This is a genomic window from Streptomyces sp. NPDC003077, from assembly GCF_040611095.1.
GTDB lineage: Bacteria > Actinomycetota > Actinomycetes > Streptomycetales > Streptomycetaceae > Streptomyces.
The window spans coordinates 37162-55230 of sequence record NZ_JBEXNM010000010.1 but is presented as its reverse complement, the minus strand read 5'-3'; the positions used below and the strand labels follow the sequence as shown (position 1 = coordinate 55230).

General features: G+C 73.0%; 14 protein-coding genes. 7 read left to right on the top strand and 7 right to left on the bottom strand.

Features of this window, described 5'->3' with window-relative positions; all coding sequences use genetic code 11:
• Positions 1-403: 403 nt before the first annotated feature.
• From ABZX96_RS09705 to ABZX96_RS09690, 4 genes are all read left to right on the top strand, one after another.
• On the top strand, positions 404-826 hold the full coding sequence (locus tag ABZX96_RS09705) for an SAV_915 family protein (RefSeq protein WP_355540663.1): 423 nt from the start codon (positions 404-406) through the stop codon (positions 824-826).
• Positions 827-846: 20 nt separating this feature from the next.
• Complete coding sequence (lysA, locus tag ABZX96_RS09700) at positions 847-2196, top strand: diaminopimelate decarboxylase (RefSeq protein ID WP_355540660.1); 1350 nt, start codon at positions 847-849, stop codon at positions 2194-2196.
• Between the two features lie 274 nt (positions 2197-2470).
• The gene (locus tag ABZX96_RS09695; protein WP_355540657.1) at positions 2471-3181 is read left to right on the top strand and encodes a FadR/GntR family transcriptional regulator; all 711 of its coding nucleotides are present in this window, start codon (positions 2471-2473) and stop codon (positions 3179-3181) included.
• Between the two features lie 533 nt (positions 3182-3714).
• Positions 3715-5001 carry an MFS transporter gene (locus ABZX96_RS09690; protein WP_355540654.1) on the top strand — a complete coding sequence of 429 codons (1287 nt, stop codon included), beginning with the start codon at positions 3715-3717 and terminating at the stop codon, positions 4999-5001.
• Positions 5002-5181: 180 nt separating this feature from the next.
• Here the strand turns inward: ABZX96_RS09690 and ABZX96_RS09685 are convergent, their stop codons facing one another.
• The 5 genes from ABZX96_RS09685 to ABZX96_RS09665 all read right to left on the bottom strand — a co-directional run bounded on the left by ABZX96_RS09685 (position 5182) and on the right by ABZX96_RS09665 (position 9934).
• The gene (locus ABZX96_RS09685; protein WP_355540954.1) at positions 5182-5934 is read right to left on the bottom strand and encodes an adenosylcobinamide amidohydrolase; all 753 of its coding nucleotides are present in this window, start codon (positions 5932-5934) and stop codon (positions 5182-5184) included.
• Positions 5935-6172: 238 nt separating this feature from the next.
• Positions 6173-6895, bottom strand: a complete 723-nt coding sequence (locus tag ABZX96_RS09680) for an ABC transporter permease subunit (protein WP_355540951.1) — start codon at positions 6893-6895, stop codon at positions 6173-6175.
• Positions 6896-7039: 144 nt separating this feature from the next.
• Positions 7040-7951: an ABC transporter ATP-binding protein gene (locus ABZX96_RS09675; RefSeq protein WP_355540651.1), complete on the bottom strand. Its 912-nt coding sequence runs from the start codon at positions 7949-7951 to the stop codon at positions 7040-7042.
• A complete protein-coding gene (locus tag ABZX96_RS09670; protein ID WP_355540648.1) occupies positions 7948-8853 on the bottom strand; it encodes an ABC transporter permease subunit in 906 nt (301 codons plus the stop codon). The genes ABZX96_RS09675 and ABZX96_RS09670 overlap by 4 nt, the downstream gene beginning before the upstream one ends.
• Complete coding sequence (locus tag ABZX96_RS09665; RefSeq protein ID WP_355540948.1) at positions 8843-9934, bottom strand: ABC transporter ATP-binding protein; 1092 nt, start codon at positions 9932-9934, stop codon at positions 8843-8845. The genes ABZX96_RS09670 and ABZX96_RS09665 overlap by 11 nt, the downstream gene beginning before the upstream one ends.
• Before the next feature lie 742 nt (positions 9935-10676).
• Between ABZX96_RS09665 and ABZX96_RS09660 the strand changes: the two genes are divergently transcribed.
• The 3 genes from ABZX96_RS09660 (at position 10677) to ABZX96_RS09650 (ending at position 15380) form a co-directional block, all read left to right on the top strand.
• Positions 10677-11543 (top strand): M24 family metallopeptidase, encoded by an 867-nt coding sequence (locus tag ABZX96_RS09660; RefSeq protein ID WP_355540645.1) that lies wholly within the window; start codon positions 10677-10679, stop codon positions 11541-11543.
• A complete protein-coding gene (locus ABZX96_RS09655) occupies positions 11540-13375 on the top strand; it encodes an SDR family oxidoreductase (RefSeq protein ID WP_355540642.1) in 1836 nt (611 codons plus the stop codon). The genes ABZX96_RS09660 and ABZX96_RS09655 overlap by 4 nt, the downstream gene beginning before the upstream one ends.
• Before the next feature lie 730 nt (positions 13376-14105).
• Positions 14106-15380, top strand: coding sequence for a MerR family transcriptional regulator (locus tag ABZX96_RS09650; RefSeq protein ID WP_355540945.1), 1275 nt, complete (start codon positions 14106-14108; stop codon positions 15378-15380).
• A 670-nt stretch (positions 15381-16050) separates the two neighbouring features.
• Here ABZX96_RS09650 and ABZX96_RS09645 read toward each other — a convergent pair.
• Together ABZX96_RS09645 and ABZX96_RS09640 are read right to left on the bottom strand one after the other, a co-directional pair.
• On the bottom strand, positions 16051-17433 hold the full coding sequence (locus tag ABZX96_RS09645) for a carotenoid oxygenase family protein (protein ID WP_355540639.1): 1383 nt from the start codon (positions 17431-17433) through the stop codon (positions 16051-16053).
• Positions 17434-17439: 6 nt separating this feature from the next.
• Positions 17440-18021 carry a hypothetical protein gene (locus ABZX96_RS09640; RefSeq protein ID WP_355540636.1) on the bottom strand — a complete coding sequence of 194 codons (582 nt, stop codon included), beginning with the start codon at positions 18019-18021 and terminating at the stop codon, positions 17440-17442.
• Positions 18022-18069: the final 48 nt, after the last annotated feature.

The window sequence follows — 18069 nt, the reverse complement described above, 5'->3', positions numbered from 1 at the left end:
CGTAAGGGCCGCACCAGTAGGGGCAGATGCCCGCAAGGGCCGCACCAGTAGGGGCACGTGCCCGTAGGGCGTATCCGTAGGTGGCCGTGCCCGTAGGGGTCGCACCCGTACGCCCCCGTAGCGCCCCGCGCGCCCTTACGGGACGGCGCTCCCCCACGCCTCCCGCACCGCTCATGCGTCACCCTCAAGGGTGATGCCCCGCCACCCTCCCCGCATGGCTCATTACGTCCCATCCGCCCCACGCGCCACTCCGCGTCGGCATATCGTCAAGGCCCGTGGACGCCCCGTCAACAACGCGTCAGGGCGAGCGGGGCTCGTGGGGCACTCGGGCATACCGTCGGGACGAGCCCCGGCGCCTTCTCGCAGCCAGTCCGGGGCCGCTCTCCGTACGAGGAGTCGTACCGTGTCCGAGAATCCGCATCCGGAAGATCCCGAGCCTGCCGAACGCGTCCCGGCCGGGCCTCTGTTCGTCCCCGTCCGGCCGGGTCCCGCGGGGTGGACGGCCCGCCTGTTCCGTACGCCGCTCGGCGGCCGGACCGCCGTCGGTTTCACCTCCCACCAGCGGCTCGCCGCCACCCTCGGCACCGGGCACCGCTGGGTCCGGCTGGCCGAACCCGCGCTGCGCGCGCTCGCCGAACCACTGGGGGCCTCGGTCCTGACCGTGGACCCGCGTCCCGCGTCCGCCGCCACCCACCTCGCCGCCACCGACGGCCCGCTCCCCGCGGACGCCCCGCCCCGGCCCGCCACGGACGCCACCCGGCTCCCCACCGGCGCGGGCCTGCTCGGCACCGGCGTCCCGCCCGTTCGTCACCTGCGCGCCGTCTGAGAAGGGGCGAGGAACCGATCATGACCGTCACCACCAGCGGCCCGGCCCCGTCCGGCGCCGCCCGCGCGCTGCCCGACGACCTCTCCGTGTGGCCCGCGTCCGCCGCCCTCCTCCCGGACGACGACCTCGCCATAGGGGGCGTGCCCCTCACCGCGCTCGCCGAACGCTTCGGGACGCCCGCCTACGTCCTGGACGAGGACGAGGTGCGCCGCCGCTGCCGCGCCTACCTGGGGGCTTTCCCGGAGGGGGAAGTCCTCTACGCCGCCAAGGCGTTCCTGTGCCGGGCGATGGCCCACTGGGTGCGCGAAGAGGGGCTGGGCCTGGACGTGTGCTCGGCCGGCGAGCTCGAACTCGCCGTCGCCACCGGCTTCCCGCCCGACCGCATCGTGCTCCACGGCAACGCCAAGAGCCCGGAGGACCTGAAGGCCGCGCTGCGGCTGGGCGTCGGGCGGATCGTCATCGACAGCACCTCGGAGATCGCCCGGCTGGCCGCCGCGCTGCCGCCCGGCAGCCGGCAGCGCGTCCTCGTCAGGGTCGTCCCCGGGATCACGGCCGGTGGGCACGTCAAGATCCGTACGGGGACGGACGACCAGAAGTTCGGGTTGTCGATCGCGGACGGGTCGGCGCAGCACGCGGTGGCGCGCGTCCTGGGGCAGCCGCGCCTGGAACTCGTCGGGCTGCACTGCCACATCGGCTCGCAGATCACCACCGTCAAGCCGTACCTCGCGGCCGTGCGGCGGCTGGTGGGCTTGCTGGCGCGGATCCGCGAGCAGCACGGCGTCACCCTGCGCCAGCTCGACATCGGCGGCGGCCACGGCGTCGCCTACCGGCCCGGCGAACCGGCCCTGGACATCGCCGCCCTCGGCGCCAAAGTGCGGGCCGAACTGCTGGTGAGCTGCGCCGCCGCCGGGCTGCCGGTGCCGCGCCTCACCGTGGAGCCGGGACGCGCCGTGGTGGGGCCCGCGGGCGTCGTCGTCTATCGGGTGCTGACCGTCAAGCGGACCGGCGACCTGACGTTCGTGGCGGTGGACGGCGGGATGAGCGACAACCCCCGCCCGGCGCTCTACGGGGTGCGCTACGCGCCCCGGCTGGTGGGGCGCCGCTCGTCCGCCGCGCCCGCGCCGGTGACCGTGGTCGGCCGCCACTGCGAGGCGGGTGACGTGGTCGCGGCGGACGTCCGGCTTCCCGGGGACGTCCGCCCGGGGGACCTGATCGCGGTGCCGGTGGCCGGGGCGTACCACCTGTCGATGGCCTCCGGGTACAACCTGGTGGGCCGCCCGCCGGTGGTCGCGGTCGCGGACGGCCGGCCGAGGCTGCTCGTCCGCCGGGAGTCGCTGGCGGACATCCAGGGGAGGGATGTGGGGCTCTGAGGGCGAGCTGGCGGGCGCCGCGGGGCGTCCGTGGGGCGGCCGTAGGGCGTTCCCCCACAGGGCGTCCGTCAGAGGCTCGGGGCGGCCTCCGAGGGGGCCGCCCCTTCTCCCTCTCCCACAGGCACCTCTGGCTCCTCCGGTCGGATTTCGTGTAGCCTACAGCCAGTATTTGTAGGATGACTGGGCAACCGGGCGACTGGCCTGAGCGCCACAGGGCGATCCGGCGTACCGGACAGGAACCGGCGAACACGCGGAAGACGGAGGACGGACGGCGATGGCACTGCGGGCGGCGGGGCGGCAATCCCTGGTGGACACGGTGGTGGACGCGCTGCGCGCCCAATTGGCCGCCGGGGAGTGGAAGGTCGGGGAGCGCATCCCCACCGAGCACGCGCTCGCCGAGCAGCTGGAGGTGGGCCGCAACACCGTCCGCGAGGCCGTACGGGTGCTCGTCCACGCCGGGCTGCTGCGCTCGCGCCAGGGCGAGGGGACCTTCGTGGTGTCCACCGCCGACCCGGGCGACATCATGCGCGGGGTCCGGCGGGCCGGCGTCCGCGACGTCCTGGAACTGCGGATCGCCCTGGAGGCGGAGGCCGCCCGGCTGGCGGCGCTGCGCCACGAACCGGAGGACCTGGAGCGGATGCGCGCGGCACTGGACGCGCAGGTCGCCCTGGAGGACGCCGACGGCGAGCCCCTGGAGAGCACGCTGGAGCTGTACGCGGACCACGACATCGCCTTCCACAAGGCGGTCGTCGAGGCGGCGCACAACACGGCGCTGACGGCGACGTACGAGTGGTTCAGCAGTTCCGTGCGGGAGACGCTGGTCTCCTCGCTCGGGGACCGGGAGATGCCCCGCATCCTGCACGGCGACCACCGCGCCGTCCTGGAGGCCATCGCCTCCGGTGACGCGGAGGCCGCGGACCGCGCCACACGGGCGCTGCTGGAGAAACCGAAACGGGCGGTGGAGGCCTTGCTCGGGGACCGCTGAGAACGCTGACGCCCGCTTCGCTCCGCGACCGGCCGGGGTGCGCCGGGGCCCCTTATGGCTCCGGCCCCTCGTGTCGCTCCTTGTCGCCCTTACGGGGGGATCGGGGGGACGGTGACGGGTCTGTGCCCGCGTCCGTATGCCCTTGTGGCGGCGCCGTACGGGGGCCAGACCTTCGTCTCTGGATCTCTGGATCTCTGGCCCTCTGGCTTTCCGACGACGCGTGCGCGCCCCTAGGGGATTCGAGGGCCCCGCAGGAGTCCTGACCGGACGAGCCCGTACGGGGCCGGGTCCCGGCAGGCCCGCCCGTCCGGCGGCAGCGACCCCGAGACGACCCCTTACGGGAACGGCCCTTACAGGAACGGCCCCTACGGGAACGGCCGCGGCACAGCTCCGGTCGGTGAAGCCCTGGGTGGGCCCCTACTGGATTCCTGCTGGACCCCCTGGGTCGTCCCCTACGGCCTCGCTCCCCGCCGTCCCCCACACCACCGCCACCCCACAACCGCACCACCGCACGACCGGAGAGGAACGTACCCATGACAGGGCCCAGATCCGAAGCACCGCTGATCGACGCCGAGGAGGACCTGACACCGGCGCCGCAGGTCGCCGCTGCCCGCCGTCGGCTGCGCGCGCACCCGGCCCTCCTGATGGCCGGCATCGTGCTGGCGGCGCTCAACATGCGGGCGGCCCTGGCCGGTGTATCTCCGCTGGTCAGCGAGATCAGCGCGCACTTCCACCTCTCCTCGACCGCGAGCAGCCTGGTCACCACCATCCCGTTGATCTTCATGGGGCTCGGTTCGATCGCCGCGCCGCGACTGGCCCGCCGCTGGGGCACCGAACTGGTGCTGTGCGGCACGCTGGTGCTGCTCTGCGCGGGAATCGTGCTGCGCGTCGCGCCGCCGGTGGCCGCGCTGTTCGGCGGGTGCGCGGTGGTCGGCGCGGCGATCGCCCTGCTCAACGTGCTGATGCCGGGGCTGATCAAGCGGGACTTCCCGGAGAAGGCCGCCTCCATGACGGCCGTGTACTCGACGGCGATGATCCTGGGCGCGACGGTCTCGGCGGCCTCGGCCGTGCCGCTGGAGAACGCGCTCGGCGGTTGGCAGGGTTCCCTCGTGTCGTGGGCGCTGCTCGCCGCGATAGCCGCCGTGGTGTGGGTCCCGCAGGCGGTGCTCGCCCGCCGCGGCACCCGGCACGGCCAGGCCGCCGCGACGCCCGCGCCGGGGACGGCGCAGGACGGGCCGCGGCTGGGCCGTTCGGCGCTGGCCTGGCAGGTCACGCTGTTCATGGGATCGCAGTCCCTGGTGGCGTACGTGATGATCGCCTGGATGCCGGCCATCTTCACCGACCACGGGATGAGCAAGGGCGAGGCGGGCCTCGTCTTCGCCTTCAGCACGCTGGTGCAGGCATCCGGGTCGTTCGTGGTGCCGATGCTCGCCGGGCGGATGCGCCGCCAGCGCCTGCTGGCCGTGGCGGTGTCGGCGCTCATGGCGTGCGGCGTGGTGGGCCTGCTGGTGGCGCCGGTCGCCGGGGCCTGGCTGTGGGCCGTCCTGGTGGGCGTGGGGCAGGGCGGCGCGCTTGGCCTGGCGCTGACCATGATGGTGCTGCGCTCCGGTGACGCGCACACCGCCGCCCGCCTCTCCGGCATGGCCCAGACCTGGGGTTACCTGCTGGCCGCCGCCGGGCCGCTGGTCCTGGGCGCGGTGCACCAGGCGACCGGCGGGTGGACGGTGCCGATCGTGCTGCTGCTGGTGGTGTGCGCAGGCCTGGCGCTCCTCGGCATGGGCGCGGGCCGCGACCGGCGGATCGGCACGACGGCGTCCTGAGCCCGGGCGGGACAGGCGGGTTACGGGACAGCGGACGGCGAGCGGATTACGAGCCGACGGTCGGCGAGCGGGTTACGGACCGGCGGACGGTTTACGGGTCGGCAAACGGTTTACGGGCCGATGGCCGCCGAGCGGGTTACGGGCCGACGGCAGGCAGACGGCAGGCAGACGGCCGTGCGCTCACCCGCCCGCCGCCACCCGGTCCGGCCCCTCCACCTCGTCCGCCTCGGCCCATGGCCCCGCCCCCGCGCCCTCCCCGTTCGAAGCCGCCGTCCGCGTCCCGTCCAAAGCCGCCGCCCGCAAGGTGGCGCGGTGGACGGCGCGGGCCAGGCGGGCGCCCCAGAGGGAGCGGGGACCGGCGAACCGTTCCACCGGCTCGCCGCCCCGGGGCGCCCGGGCCGCCACGCACACCGCGTCGGTCGGCGTCCCGGACGCGTCGTGCCCGTGCTCCAGGAGCGCCTGCACCTTCGCCTCGGTGGCCGTGGCGACCGCGTTGACCAGCGCCGCGTCGGACAGCGGGACCGGCAGGGCGACCAGGATGTTGATGGTGCCGGGCCCGGAGTGCGCCGGAACCCGCGCCTCCGCCGGGACGGCGGCCCACCCGGATATCCCGATCCCCGCGGTGACCAGCGCCTCCGCCCCGCCGTCGACCGCGTACGAACGGGTGCCCGGCACATCGGCGGCGGTCATCAGGCCCACCCCGGGCCCCTCGGCGCCGGCCGCCGCGGCGATGGCGGCCAGGTGCGCGTCCGGATCGCGGCGCGCGTAACCGTGCCCCACCTGCGCGTTGAGCACCCAGGAGCGCTCGCCCAGGCCGCCGCCCAGCACAGCGCTGGAGATCATGCGCCAACCGGGCCCGGCCCGCCACAGGAGTGCGGGCCAGGGCCGTTCCGGGTGCCCGTCGCGGTGGTGCACCAATTCGGCCGTCGACAAGGAAGCGGGTCTGATCACCCGCGTCACCTTACGGACCGCTCCTCGGCACCCTCGTAAGTGTTCGCAGACCTCGTGAGCGTTCGCAGACCTCGTAAGCGTTCGCAAATCTCGTCAGCGATCGCAAACCTCATGGACAGCCGCGAGCCTCGATACCGCCCGCACACCCCACACTCCGACGGGCGGCCCCACCCTCCCCGGATGGCACCGCCCGCCCGAAAACGGCCTCGACCCCGTCCTCCTACTCCTCCCCCGCCAACGTCAGCCCCTTCAGCCGCCGCCCCGCGTACCAAGTGGCGGCCACCGTGACGACCGCCAGCAGGGCCATGCCCACCGGCAGCCCCACCTCGGACGTGATGCCGCTGCCCGGGCCGGCGATCTTCTCGGCGAGCGAGAGGGCCCACTGCTGGATGCTCAGCGCCCGCGCCCCGGAGACCAGGCTGCCGAACAGCGACTCCCACACCAGCGCGTAGATCAGGCCGAAGACCACGGCGTGCCGACTGATCGTGCCGAAGAAGAGGAACAGGGCGGCGTAGGCCACCGAGGCGACGGCTGCGGCAATCGCGTACGCCACGGCGATCTGCCCGCCGTTGTCGTTCAGGATGTAGCCGGCGACGAGCACGGGAACGGCGGAGAAGACGGCCGTCACGCCGATCGCCACCACGAGCTTGGTGAAGACGATCGAGAACCGCCGCACCGGCTTGGCCAGCAGGTAGACCACCGATCCGTCGTCGATCTCCGGACCGATCGCGCCCGTGCCGGCGATGACGCCGATCAGCGGCACCATCGTCGCGAGTGCGAAGCTGCCCAGGATCTCGCGGGCGGTGGTGTCGTCGGCGCCGGTCAGCGCCCGTACGGCGATGGCGATGACGACCAGGAGGACGGGCAGCGCGAAGAGGATCAGCGCGCGCCGCCGCCCGAGGACGCCGCGGTAGGTGAGCCGGGCGACGGTGGGGTTGAACAGGGGCGACGCCACAGGCGCGGCCAGGGCGGACGGCATGGGCGAGGACGGCGCGGACATCGCGTCTGGGCTCCTTTCCGGCCTCGTACTCAGGCCGTTGTGAGTTTCCGGCCCCACACTCAGGCCGCTGTGCGTTTCCGGCCTCACTCAGGCCGCTATGAGGTAGGAGAAGACCGACTCCAGCGACTCGTCCGAAGGCGAGACCGTCAGGAGGCGAATGCCGTGGTCGCGGGCGACGCGCGGCAGGAGGGCGGTGAAGCGGCCGAAGTCCACGGCCTGGACGTGCAGCGCGCCTTCCTGGAGGTCCACCTCGATGCCGGACGTGGAGGGATCGGCGATCAGGGCCGCGGCCAGCGCCCGGTCGTCGTCCGACCGGATGAGGTAGCGGTGCGGGCGGTCCGTCATCAGGCGGCGGATCCGGCGGAAGTCCCCGGAGGCGGCGTGCCGCCCGGCCACCACCACCTCGATGTGCGCGGCGAGTTGCTCGACCTCTTCGAGGATGTGGGAGGAGAACAGGACGGTCCGTCCCTCCTGCCCCATGCGCCGCAGCAGGTCCATCAGGTGCATCCGCTGGCGCGGGTCCATGCCGTTGAACGGCTCGTCCAGCAGCAGGACGGACGGCTCGTGGACGAGCGCTGAGGCCATCTTCACGCGCTGCCGCATGCCCTTGCTGTACGTGGAGATCCGGCGGTCCTGCGCGTACTCCATCTCCACGGTGGCCAGCGCCTTGGCCGCCGCCGCCCGGCCCAGCCCGTGCAACCGGGCGTTGGCCAGGACGAATTCGCGGCCGGTGAGGAAGTCGTACATCGCCTCGCGTTCGGGGACGATGCCGATCTCGCGGTAGATCGTCTCGTTGCGCCAGATGGTGCGGTCGTCGAGGGTGACGCTCCCGTTGGAGGGTGCCAGGAACCCGCCCATCATGTTGATGAGGGTGGATTTCCCCGCGCCGTTGGGGCCGAGGAGCCCGGTGACGCCCGGGCCGACGCGCATGGAGATGTCGTTGACGGCGACGACGTTGCCGAACCAGCGGGAGACGTGGTCGAGGGTCAGGATGGTCACAGCCCGGCCTTCCGGTAGCGGCGCATCAGGAGGGCGTAGCAGCCCGCGATCAGGACGAGGACGACCAGGAGGTAGAGCCACCCGGCCGCGGCGGTCGGCTCCGCGCCGTTGGGGAAGGAGCTGGTGCCGCCGAGGAACCTCGTCTGCAGGCCGTCGATGAGCGAGATGGGCGAGAACAGGCCGAGCCACCCGACGATCTCCTCCCGGCCCTGGACGGAGGCGATGCCCTGGACGGCGCTGACGGCCCCGTAGGGGATGGTCAGGACGGCGATGACGGCGGCGACGCCGAACCCCCGGCGCGGCGTGAGCGCGGCGATCACCAGCCCGATCCCGGCGTACAGGAGCGAGAGCAGCGCCACTCCGAGCAGCCCCTGGGCCATGCCCTTGGTCTGTTCGAGGAAGTCCGCCTTGATCAACAGCGCGCCCACATACAGGACCAGCACCGGCGCCGCCGTCAGGACGAACAGGGCGCTCGCCATCGCCGTGTACTTGGCGGCCACGTAGTCCACCCGCTCGATGGGGCGCGAGAAGTACAGCGGCATGCTCTTGAACCGCAGGTCGCGCGAGACGGACTGCGGCGCCTGGGCGGCCAGGTAGAGCCCGATGACGGCCTGGAGGAGGATCGCGTACCGGGTGTAGGAGACCGGCAGCCGGTCGGCTCCGGTCGTCGTCGCCACCGCGACGATCACCACCGCGGGCACGCACATGACGGCGAACAGCGTCATGGGCAGCACCTTGGACTTGGCCGAGCGCCCCAGTCCGTACGCGCCGCGCAGGCTCTGCGAGAACAGCGAGCGGCGGGTGTAGGCGCGGCCCAGGCGGGGGCCGTCGTAATGGCGGTAGCCGATGTTGTGGATGACGTTGCGCGCCGACGCGGCGGCGCTCGGGGACTCAAGCGGCATCGGGGGCGCCTCCGTCCTGGTCGGGCCGCGCGGCACCCGCGATGGCGGGGGCGGGGCCGGATGCTTGCGGGGCGGGGGCGGGATCTGGGTCGGGATTGGGGGCTTGCGGGGCGGATGGGTGCGGGGCGGCGGCATCGGCCGCGTCGTCGGTGTGGAAGATCTCGGAGATGTGGTGCCGGCGCTGCTCCATGCGGACCAGGCCGAGGCCGAGTTCCGCGACGGCGTCCCGCACCAGGTCGTACGTCTCCTCGCCGGTGGCCTCCACGAACAGTTGCGGTCCCAGGGACGCGGCGCTCCCGGTGCCCGGGGCGGCGGCGGCCACCGTCACGCCCGCGGCGGTCAGCGCGGCGCGCAGCGCGGCCGTACCGTCCGGGTGGGCGTCGGTGTCCGTCACCTCGACCGTGAAGGAGGGCGTGCTCCGCGTGAACTCCGCGGTGGAGGACGAGCGCAGCAGCTTCCCGCCGTCGATGACGACGACGTGCTCACACGTGCGTTCGAGCTCGCCCAGGAGGTGCGAGGTGACCAGCACCGAGATCCCGAAGTCGGTGTGCACCCGGCGGATCAGCGCCAGCATCTCGTCCCGGCCCACCGGGTCCAGCCCGTTGGTCGGCTCGTCCAGGAAGACCAGTTGCGGGTCGTGGACCAGCGCCTGCGCCAGCTTCACCCGCTGCTTCATGCCCGTCGAGTAGCCCCCGATGGGGCGGTACCGCTCCTCGTACAGGCCGACGTGCCGCAGCGTGTCGGCGGTGCGCTCGCGGGCGGCGGCAGGCGGCAGACCGGACATGCGCGCCATATGGACGACGAGTTCGGTCGCCGAAACGTCCGGCGGCAGGCAGTCGTGCTCGGGCATGTACCCGACCCGCGCCCGGATGGCGCCCCCCTCGGAGGCCACGTCCAGCCCCAGGACGCTCGCGCTCCCGCCGGTCGCGGGGATCAGCCCCAACAGGATCTTGATCAGGGTGGACTTGCCCGCTCCGTTGGCGCCGACGAGGCCAGTGACGCCGGGTCCGATGTCGACGGAGAGCCGGTCCAAAGCGGTCACCCTCGGGTACCGCATGCTCAGGCTTTCGGTGGCGATCACAGTCACGCTCTCGACGCTAGTGGCGCGGGCCACAGCGGGCGTCAAACCTGGTGGTGGTTTACGGGTCCGCCTCCGGTCGTACGGGCCCGTAGGGGGTCGTCAGGGACTCATAGGGAACTGGTCGGGAACTCGTAGGGGACAGGGCCTGGGATGGGGGGCGGTGAGCGGCGGCGAACGGCTGGCAACGGGCCGGTCGTTGGGGATCAGGGATGGAAAAACGGTGGTCGGGGGTGGTGTGCCGGACGCACGAGGGGCGGACGTCTTGCCGCCGGGTGGGTGCGCGGCTCGTGGGGAACGGATGCCTTTCGTGGGGGACGGCCGCCTACCGGCATCGATCGCAAGGAGGACGGCGGATACGGGAGGCCGGGAGTTATCCACAGGCCGCGCGCGAGCCTTGACTCAGCCGCCGGGCATTGTCACATTCGTTGGTGTCAAGTTACGGACGCGTACGGCGTTCGTCGGATCGCGCGGGGTACGGGCGGGTGTCGGCGGGTGGCGGGCGGCGGGCGGCGGGCGGCGGGGCGGACGGTGACGCGGGGGGCTGCGGATGGCGGACGGCAGGCGGCGGACGACGACAAGGCGGACGACGAACGACGACAAGGCGTACCGCGGACGGCGGGCGGCACGCGGTGGCATACGGGACGGGCGGTTGGCGATGAGCTCGAAAGTGACCTCAACGGCGGGAACGGCAGCGGGAACGGCTACGGCATCGGCAGCGGGATCGGCGACGGCGACGGCGACAATGCCGGCGTCTGCGGCGGCTCCCGCGGTCCCTGGGGGCCTCGGTGGTGCGGAGCTGCGCGGGTTCCGGGACGTGCAGCGGCTGGCCTACGCCTGCGCGGAGGCGGTGGCCGCGCAGCTCAAGCCGGGGGTGACCGAGCGGGAGGCGGCCCGGATGCAGCGGGAGTGGCTGCGCGGGCGCGGGGTGCGGGACTGGTTCCACCTGCCGTTCGCGTGGTTCGGTGACCGAACGGCGTTCACCGGATTCCGGTTACCGCTCCAGTTCTTCCCCACCGACCGCGCGCTGGAGCCGGGGATGCCCTTCATCCTCGACCTCGCCCCCGTCCACAACGGCTACACCGCGGACGTCGGCTACTCCGGCTGCCTGGGCCTCAACCCGGTCCACGACCGGCTGCTCGCCGACCTGGAGGCGCACCGCGAGCTGATCCTGCGCGAGGTGCGCGAGCGCCGCTCCCTGCGCGAGATCTACCAGGACGTCGACCGGCTCATGGTGCGCCAGGGATACGCCAACCGGCACCGCGCCTACCCCTTCGGCGTGATCGCCCACAAGGTCGACCGGGTCCGCCCGCGCCGCTGGTCAGCCACGCTGTTCGGGTTCGGCACTCAGGCGCTCAGGGGCCTGGCCTCGGACGCCCTGCACGGCCACCGCGAAGGCTGGTCCCCCCTCTGGAGCCCGTACCGGTTCTCCGACCACCCACCGCGGCCGGGCCTGTGGGCGGTCGAACCCCACCTCGGTTTCCGGGGGACCGGCGCCAAGTTCGAGGAGATCCTGGTCGTCACCGACTCCCGGGACCCCGAGGAGAGCGCCTTCTGGCTGGACGACGAGCTGCCGCACGTACGGCGGTGGCAGGAGGAGAAAGCCGCATGACCAGGGAGTGGACGGAAGCCGACCGGTCCGGCGAGGACGCGGGGCGGACACGGCGGCCCGGTACGGACCCGGGGCTGCGGAACGCCCGGGAACGCCGGGTGCGCACGGGCGGGGTGGAGCTGAGCGTCGCGGAGCTGGGCGATCCGGACCGGCCGACGGTCGTGCTGGTGCACGGCTACCCGGACAGCAAGGAGGTGTGGTCCCGGGTCGCCCCCGGGCTGGCCGAACGGTTCCACGTGGTGCTGTACGACGTGCGCGGCTGCGGCCGTTCCACGGCGCCCGTCCCGCTGCGCGGCGGGTTCACCCTGGAGAAGCTGACGGACGACTTCCTCGCCGTCGTGGACGCCGTCAGCCCGGACCGGCCGGTGCATCTGGTGGGCCACGACTGGGGCTCCGTACAGGGCTGGGAGTTCGCCACCGTCTCGCGGACGGAGGGCCGCATCGCCTCCTTCACGTCGATGTCCGGCCCCTCCCTGGACCACTTCGGCCACTGGCTCCGACGGCGCGCGACCCGCCCCACCCCGCGCCACGCCGCGCAGTTCCTCGGCCAGAGCGCCCGGTCCTGGTACGTCTACCTGCTCCACACCCCCGCGCTGCCCGAACTCGCGTGGAAGGGCCCCCTCGGCAAGCGGTGGCCGACGATCATGCGGCGGGTCGAGAAGCTGCCCCAGGACGGCGATCACCCCGCGGCGACGCTGGCCACGGACGCCGCCCACGGCGCCTGGCTCTACCGGGACAACGTGCGCGACCGCCTGCGCCACCCGCGTCCCGACGCCTACGCCCACTGCCCGGTCCAGCTCATCACCCCCACCGGGGACGCCTTCCTCTCCCAGCGGCTCTACGACGACCTGGAGCAGTGGGCGCCGCACCTGGTGCGCCGCACGATCTCCGCCAAGCACTGGGTGCCACGCACCCGTCCCGACCAACTCGTGGCGTGGATCGGCGATTTCGTCACCGCCAAGGAGGAGGGCGACCCGGCCCGTCCCCTGGTGGCCGACGCCCCTTACGCGGACCGCTTCGGCGGCCGATTGGTGCTGGTCACCGGCGCGGCGAGCGGCATAGGGCGGGCGACGGCGTTCGCCTTCGCGGAGGCCGGGGCGCGAGTGGTGGCGGTGGACCGGGACGCCGAGGGCGCCGCGCGCACCGCCGAACTCGCCCGCCTGATCGGCGCGCCGCAGGCCTGGGCCCAGACGGTGGACGTCACCGACGAGGCCGCCGTGGAGAAGCTCGCCGACACCGTCACCGCGGAGTACGGCGTGGTCGACGTGCTGGTCAACAACGCGGGCATCGGGTTGTCCGGCGCCTTCCTGGACACCACGTCCGAGGACTGGCGGGCGGTCCTGGACGTCAACCTGTGGGGCGTCATCCACGGCTGCCGGGCCTTCGGGCGGCGAATGGCCGAACGCGGGCAGGGCGGCCACATCGTCAACGTCGCGTCCGCGGCGGCCTACCAGCCTTCCCGCGTGCTGCCCGCCTACGGGGCCTCGAAGGCCGCCGTCCTGATGCTGAGCGAGAGCCTGCGGGCGGAGCTGGCCGGGCGGGACATCGGGGTCTCCGCGATCTGCCCCGGCATCGTCAACACCGGCATCACCACGTCCGCCCGGTTCGTGGGCGTCTCGGCGGACGAGGAGAAGCGCCGCCAGGCCGGTGCGGCACGCCTGTACGGCCGACGGGCCTACCCGCCGGAGAAGGTCGCCACGGCCGTCCTGCGCGCCGTCGCCCGCAACCAGGCGGTGGTCCCCGTCACGCCCGAGGCACGCGCCGCCCGGGTGCTGTCCCGGCTCGCTCCGCGTGCGCTGCGGGCGCTGGCGAGAGTGGAGCCGCGGTTGTAGGGGGCTGGGTCCATCGGTGCGGTCTCGCCAAGAGGTGGGTTCATCGGCGTGGTCCCGCCAAGGGGCGGCTGTCGGCGTGGGGGAGGCGGCTGACGTGGTGAGGGGCGGCTGTCGCCGCGGTGAGGGGCGGGCGGCTGTCGGGTGGTGCGGGCCGGGGGCGGGGTGGCTCGGCAGGCGCCGCCGTACGGGTGGGGCTGGCGCGTGGGGCGGGGTGCCCGTGGCTGGGGACGGGGCCCACGGGCGCGGCCTGGAGTGACCCGGCCTCGCGGGTGACCGACATGGACCGGGACCCGTAACCGACGCGACCCGGGACGCCTACAACCGGAGGGCCAGGCCTGCCCACAGCCCACACGAACCAAGCCCTCGGGCGCGGCCTGGCCTGCGTCCGGCACGGGTGGAGCCGACGCGAGCCGGGAGGCCCGTACCTGGCGTCACCAGGGGCCGTAGTCGGCACGAGCCCGGCGCGGCCACATCCCACGGCCATATCCCGCCGTTCGCAGCGGTCGTACCATCCCCCGCAGGCCGGGTCACCGCGCACGGCCGTCGCCCACCCGGCGCGCTACCGGCCACCTGCCCCACGCCGGGGCCGCGGGCGAGCGGCCATCTCGTAAGGAGCAGCACATTGACCGAGCAGTCGCACCCACCGCACCCGACGGGGACAGGTGGCCCAACGGGCACAGGAAGTCTGGCGGGAACAGGAGGTCTGGCGGGCTCGGAGCGTTTGGAGGGCCTGGCGGACCCGGAAGCCGCGGCGGACGTCCCCGTTCCGCAGGATCCGTCCCCACCCGAGTACCGCATCGAGGAACTGGCCCACCGCAGCGGTGCGACCGTCCGGACGATTCGCGCCTACCAAGACCGCGGCCTCCTCCCCAAGCCCGAGCGCCGTGGTCGGGCCAACGTCTACGGCGACACCCACCTGACCCGGCTGCGGCAGATCGCCGAACTCCTGGAGCGCGGCTACACCCTCGCCAGCATCAAGGAACTCCTCGCGGCCTGGGACGCCGGGCGCGGACTCGACGGGATCCTCGGGCTGGTCGCGGAGTTGGACGGCCCCTGGAGCGACGAACAGGCGTCCCGCATCACCCGCGCCGAACTGGCGGCCCGGTTCGGCGGCGCCCCCGACGACGTGGCCGTGGCCGACGCCGTCGAGCTCGGAATCCTTGAGCCGGTGCCGGGACGCCCGGACGCGTTCACCGTCCCCAGCCCCCAGGAACTCACGGTCGCCGCCGAGCTCCACGCCGCCGGCGTCCCGCTCCCGGCCATCTCCGGCCACCTGCGCGAACTGCGGGTCCAGGTGGAACACATCGCCGCCCGTTTCCTGGACTTCACCACCGAGTACGTCTTCCACCCGTACTTCGATCATCCACCCAGCGACGCCGAGGCCGAGGAGGCCGCCACCCTCGTCCGCCGCCTGCGTCCCCTGGCCCAGCAGACCGTCGACGCCGAACTCGCCCGCGCCATGCGCACCCTGGCCACCCGCTACCTGCGCCGCCATCTCGTCGGCCCGAGCGAGGCGGAGGCCGCCGCGCGGGCCGAGGGAGCGGGTGTGCCGGAAGCGGCCGGGCCGAGGGCGACAGACGAGCCGTCCCCCGTGGCCGGTTCGACGGAGATGTCCCGACCCATACCTACCGCCCGCCCCACGCCGACGACTCCCCACGCGCCGACCCAGCCCACGCCCACGACCGTGCCCACGACCGCGTCCGCGCGCACGCCCGATCCGGCACCTACCGACGCTGAGGCCACGGACGAACCCACGGAGCAACCCACTGACGAGTCCGTGGCCCTGCCTGCCGCCACCCTCCGCGCCGTACGGGAACTGGTGGGCCCAGGCCGGGTCGCCGCCTTCGTCACCGCGGCCACCGAGCGCGAGGTCCAGGCCCGCACTATGGACGCCCTCGTGACGCGATCGGCGTCCCAGCAGCCACCCCATGCGACCGCGACCGGCGCAAGGGAGCAAGGGCCAGCAAGAACAACAGGCCCGACACCGGAATCAGGTCAAGGGTGACGATCATCCCCGCCGTACCGGCCAGCACCACCAACGGCTGCCAGACCTTCACCTCCCGGAGAAACGCGAGCTGCACCAGCAGGGCGAGGACACCGACGTAGAAGAGGACCGGTACCACCGTGTAGATCACCGGTTCCACGCCCGGGTGGCTCTTGACCCAGGCGAAGGTCTCCCGCATCTCGGCCTTGTCCGAGGCCAGGAACCCGGCCACCAGATCGATGCCCGCCTGCACCGCCACGGCCAGCACGCCCACCGTTCCCAGCGCCGCGCCCACCGTGGCGATGGCCCGCTGCCTCGCTCCGTACCGAGCGGCCACACCGCGCATCCGGAACAGGATCGGCCCGAACAGCACCACCCCGGCCAGGAAGAACAGATGGCTCAGCGACCAGGCGAACCCCGGCCCCCGCTGCTGGTCGAGCAGTCGGACGACTCCGTACGCCGCCATGCTCACCGGTCCGGCCACCAGGGCCCGGTCCCCCCACGTCGTTCTTGTCATGGGTCGATCATTCGTGGCGGGCGGGGGTCCGGGCCTCCGGGAACACCCTGGCCCGACCCCGACCCGACCCTGATCCCGTCTCCGGGTTCCCGGTCCGGGATATCTCAGGGCTCCGGGTCAGGGATGGCTCGGTGGATGGCCCAGATCAGGGATGCCTCAGGGATCACGGACGTCTCAGTGGTCCAGGTCAGGGGCACCTCCCTCCTGCGGGTCGGGGATCCAGTTGCCGTGGAAGCCGAACGGGACGCGTCGCGGCAGGTGGACCGTCGCCACCGGGGCGGCGGCTATGTCCTCGGCATCGAGGATCACCAGATCGCTCTTGTCGGTGGCGGCGTCGTAGACATAGGTGATCAGCCAGCCCGGCCCGCCGGGCCGGTCGTCCGCCGGCGCGAACGCCGCCTCGCCCGGACTCCGGCCCGGCCCGAACTCATGCCGGGCCGAAGCGCCGGTGAACAGGTCGCACCGGATCAGCGCGCCGGCCATCGGCCCGCTGCCGGGCAGCTCGCTGCGGGTGGCGTGACCGTAGCGGGCGGCCTGCCCCGCGAGGCGGTCGTCGACGCGGGGGAACTCGCAGAACTGGTCGTCGAGTTGCTCCTCCCTGACCGTGCCGGTGGTCAGGTCCAGCGTCCAGCGCCAGAGCACGGAGGGCTCGCCGCCACCGAAGTCGGGGTAACGGGCCACGTACAGGACGATCCGGTGCTCGCCCTCGTCGTGGGCGTTGAGGGAGTGGAACACGTAGCAGGGATCGATGGTCAGCCAGCGCACTTCCCCGTAGGGATCGTCGCGGCGCAGCACGCCGAGCCGGGCGCCGTAGTCCGGATCCCAGCCGTAGGGCATGCCGGGCAGGTCCCGGTCGAAGACGACCGGGAGGTCCATGAAGACAACGTGCCGGGCGGTCAGGTGGAAGTCGTGCATCATCGTGTGCCCCGGCACGTCGATGGGCCGGCTGATCACCAACTCCCCCGCCGCGTCCGCCCGGTGGTAGGTGAGGTGGGGCGGAGTGAGCCCGCCGTACCCGAAGAAGTGCAGCTCCCCCGTGGTGGGACAGGTCTTGGGGTGAGCGGTCATGGCGGTGGTGAGCCGGCCGCCGAAGTCGTGGGGCCCGATGGTCTCCAGCTCGTGCCCCGGACGGCAGTCCACCTCGAACGGGAAGGACGACTCGACCAGGGCGAGCGTGCGGCCCGCGTGGCGGACGATATGGGTGTTGGCGGCGCCGGTGGCCAGGTTGACGTTTCCGTGCTCGTCGACGACGCGGGCGCCGTCGGTGAAGGTGGGTGTCCGTACCCAGCGGTTGCGGTAGGAGATGGCCCGGCCGCCCTCCAGGCGGACGCCGTGCACCATGCCGTCGCCGAAGAACCAGTGCTTTGACGCGGCGTCCCGGGGATTGGGGCCGTTGCGCAGGTACCAGCCGTTCAGCTCGGGCGGGACGGCGCCGGTGACCGGTAGTTCGTGAGTGGTCAGTTCGTCCATCACCGGGGCGAAGTTCCCGGCCAGGTGCGGGGCGGGCGCGCCCTCCCCGGGTGCGTGGGACGCCGCGTGGTCGGTCGATGCGGTCATGTGTGATCAAACCCCCTGAGTTTCGATGCGCATACCGGCCTGCCGCAGGAAGCGCGCCCGTGCACGCTCCGGATACACGGCGGTGAAGCGGATCGGGACGGCGAACCCCGCGAGCTGGACGAGAACCGAGCTCACCGTCCCCAGTCCGTAGGCGGATATGACCGCCTGTGCCGCCGCGGTGAGCGTGAACGACAGGGCCCACGCAGCGGTGAGGACGACATTGATCCGCAGGAAGACACGGGTCTTCCACACCTCCGGCGGCGCCATCCGGCGGGCCACCGCCAAGGTGAAGGGGCGCCGGACCGCGAGCGAGGTCCACGCGATGAGCGCGAGCCACCCCGACGAGAGCGCACTGCCGTAATCCCGCAGCCCACTGTCGGGACGGGCGAGCGCCAGGGCCGCGAGCGCCGCGAAGAACACGATCGTGCCGTAGTCCAGAAGGCGCAGGTCGAGGGAGAACCCCGCCGCGCGATCCATGAGGAGCAGTCCGCAGGCGAGCAGCAGGCCCGTCAGCGCGCCCCACTGCCATCCGGCCGAGGACACGACCGCGTAGGCGATCCACGGGATGAAGCCGCGCAGGTAGTTCATGATCCCCCGTTACCTTCACGTTCCAGTTCTGACATGTCGAAGGTAGAG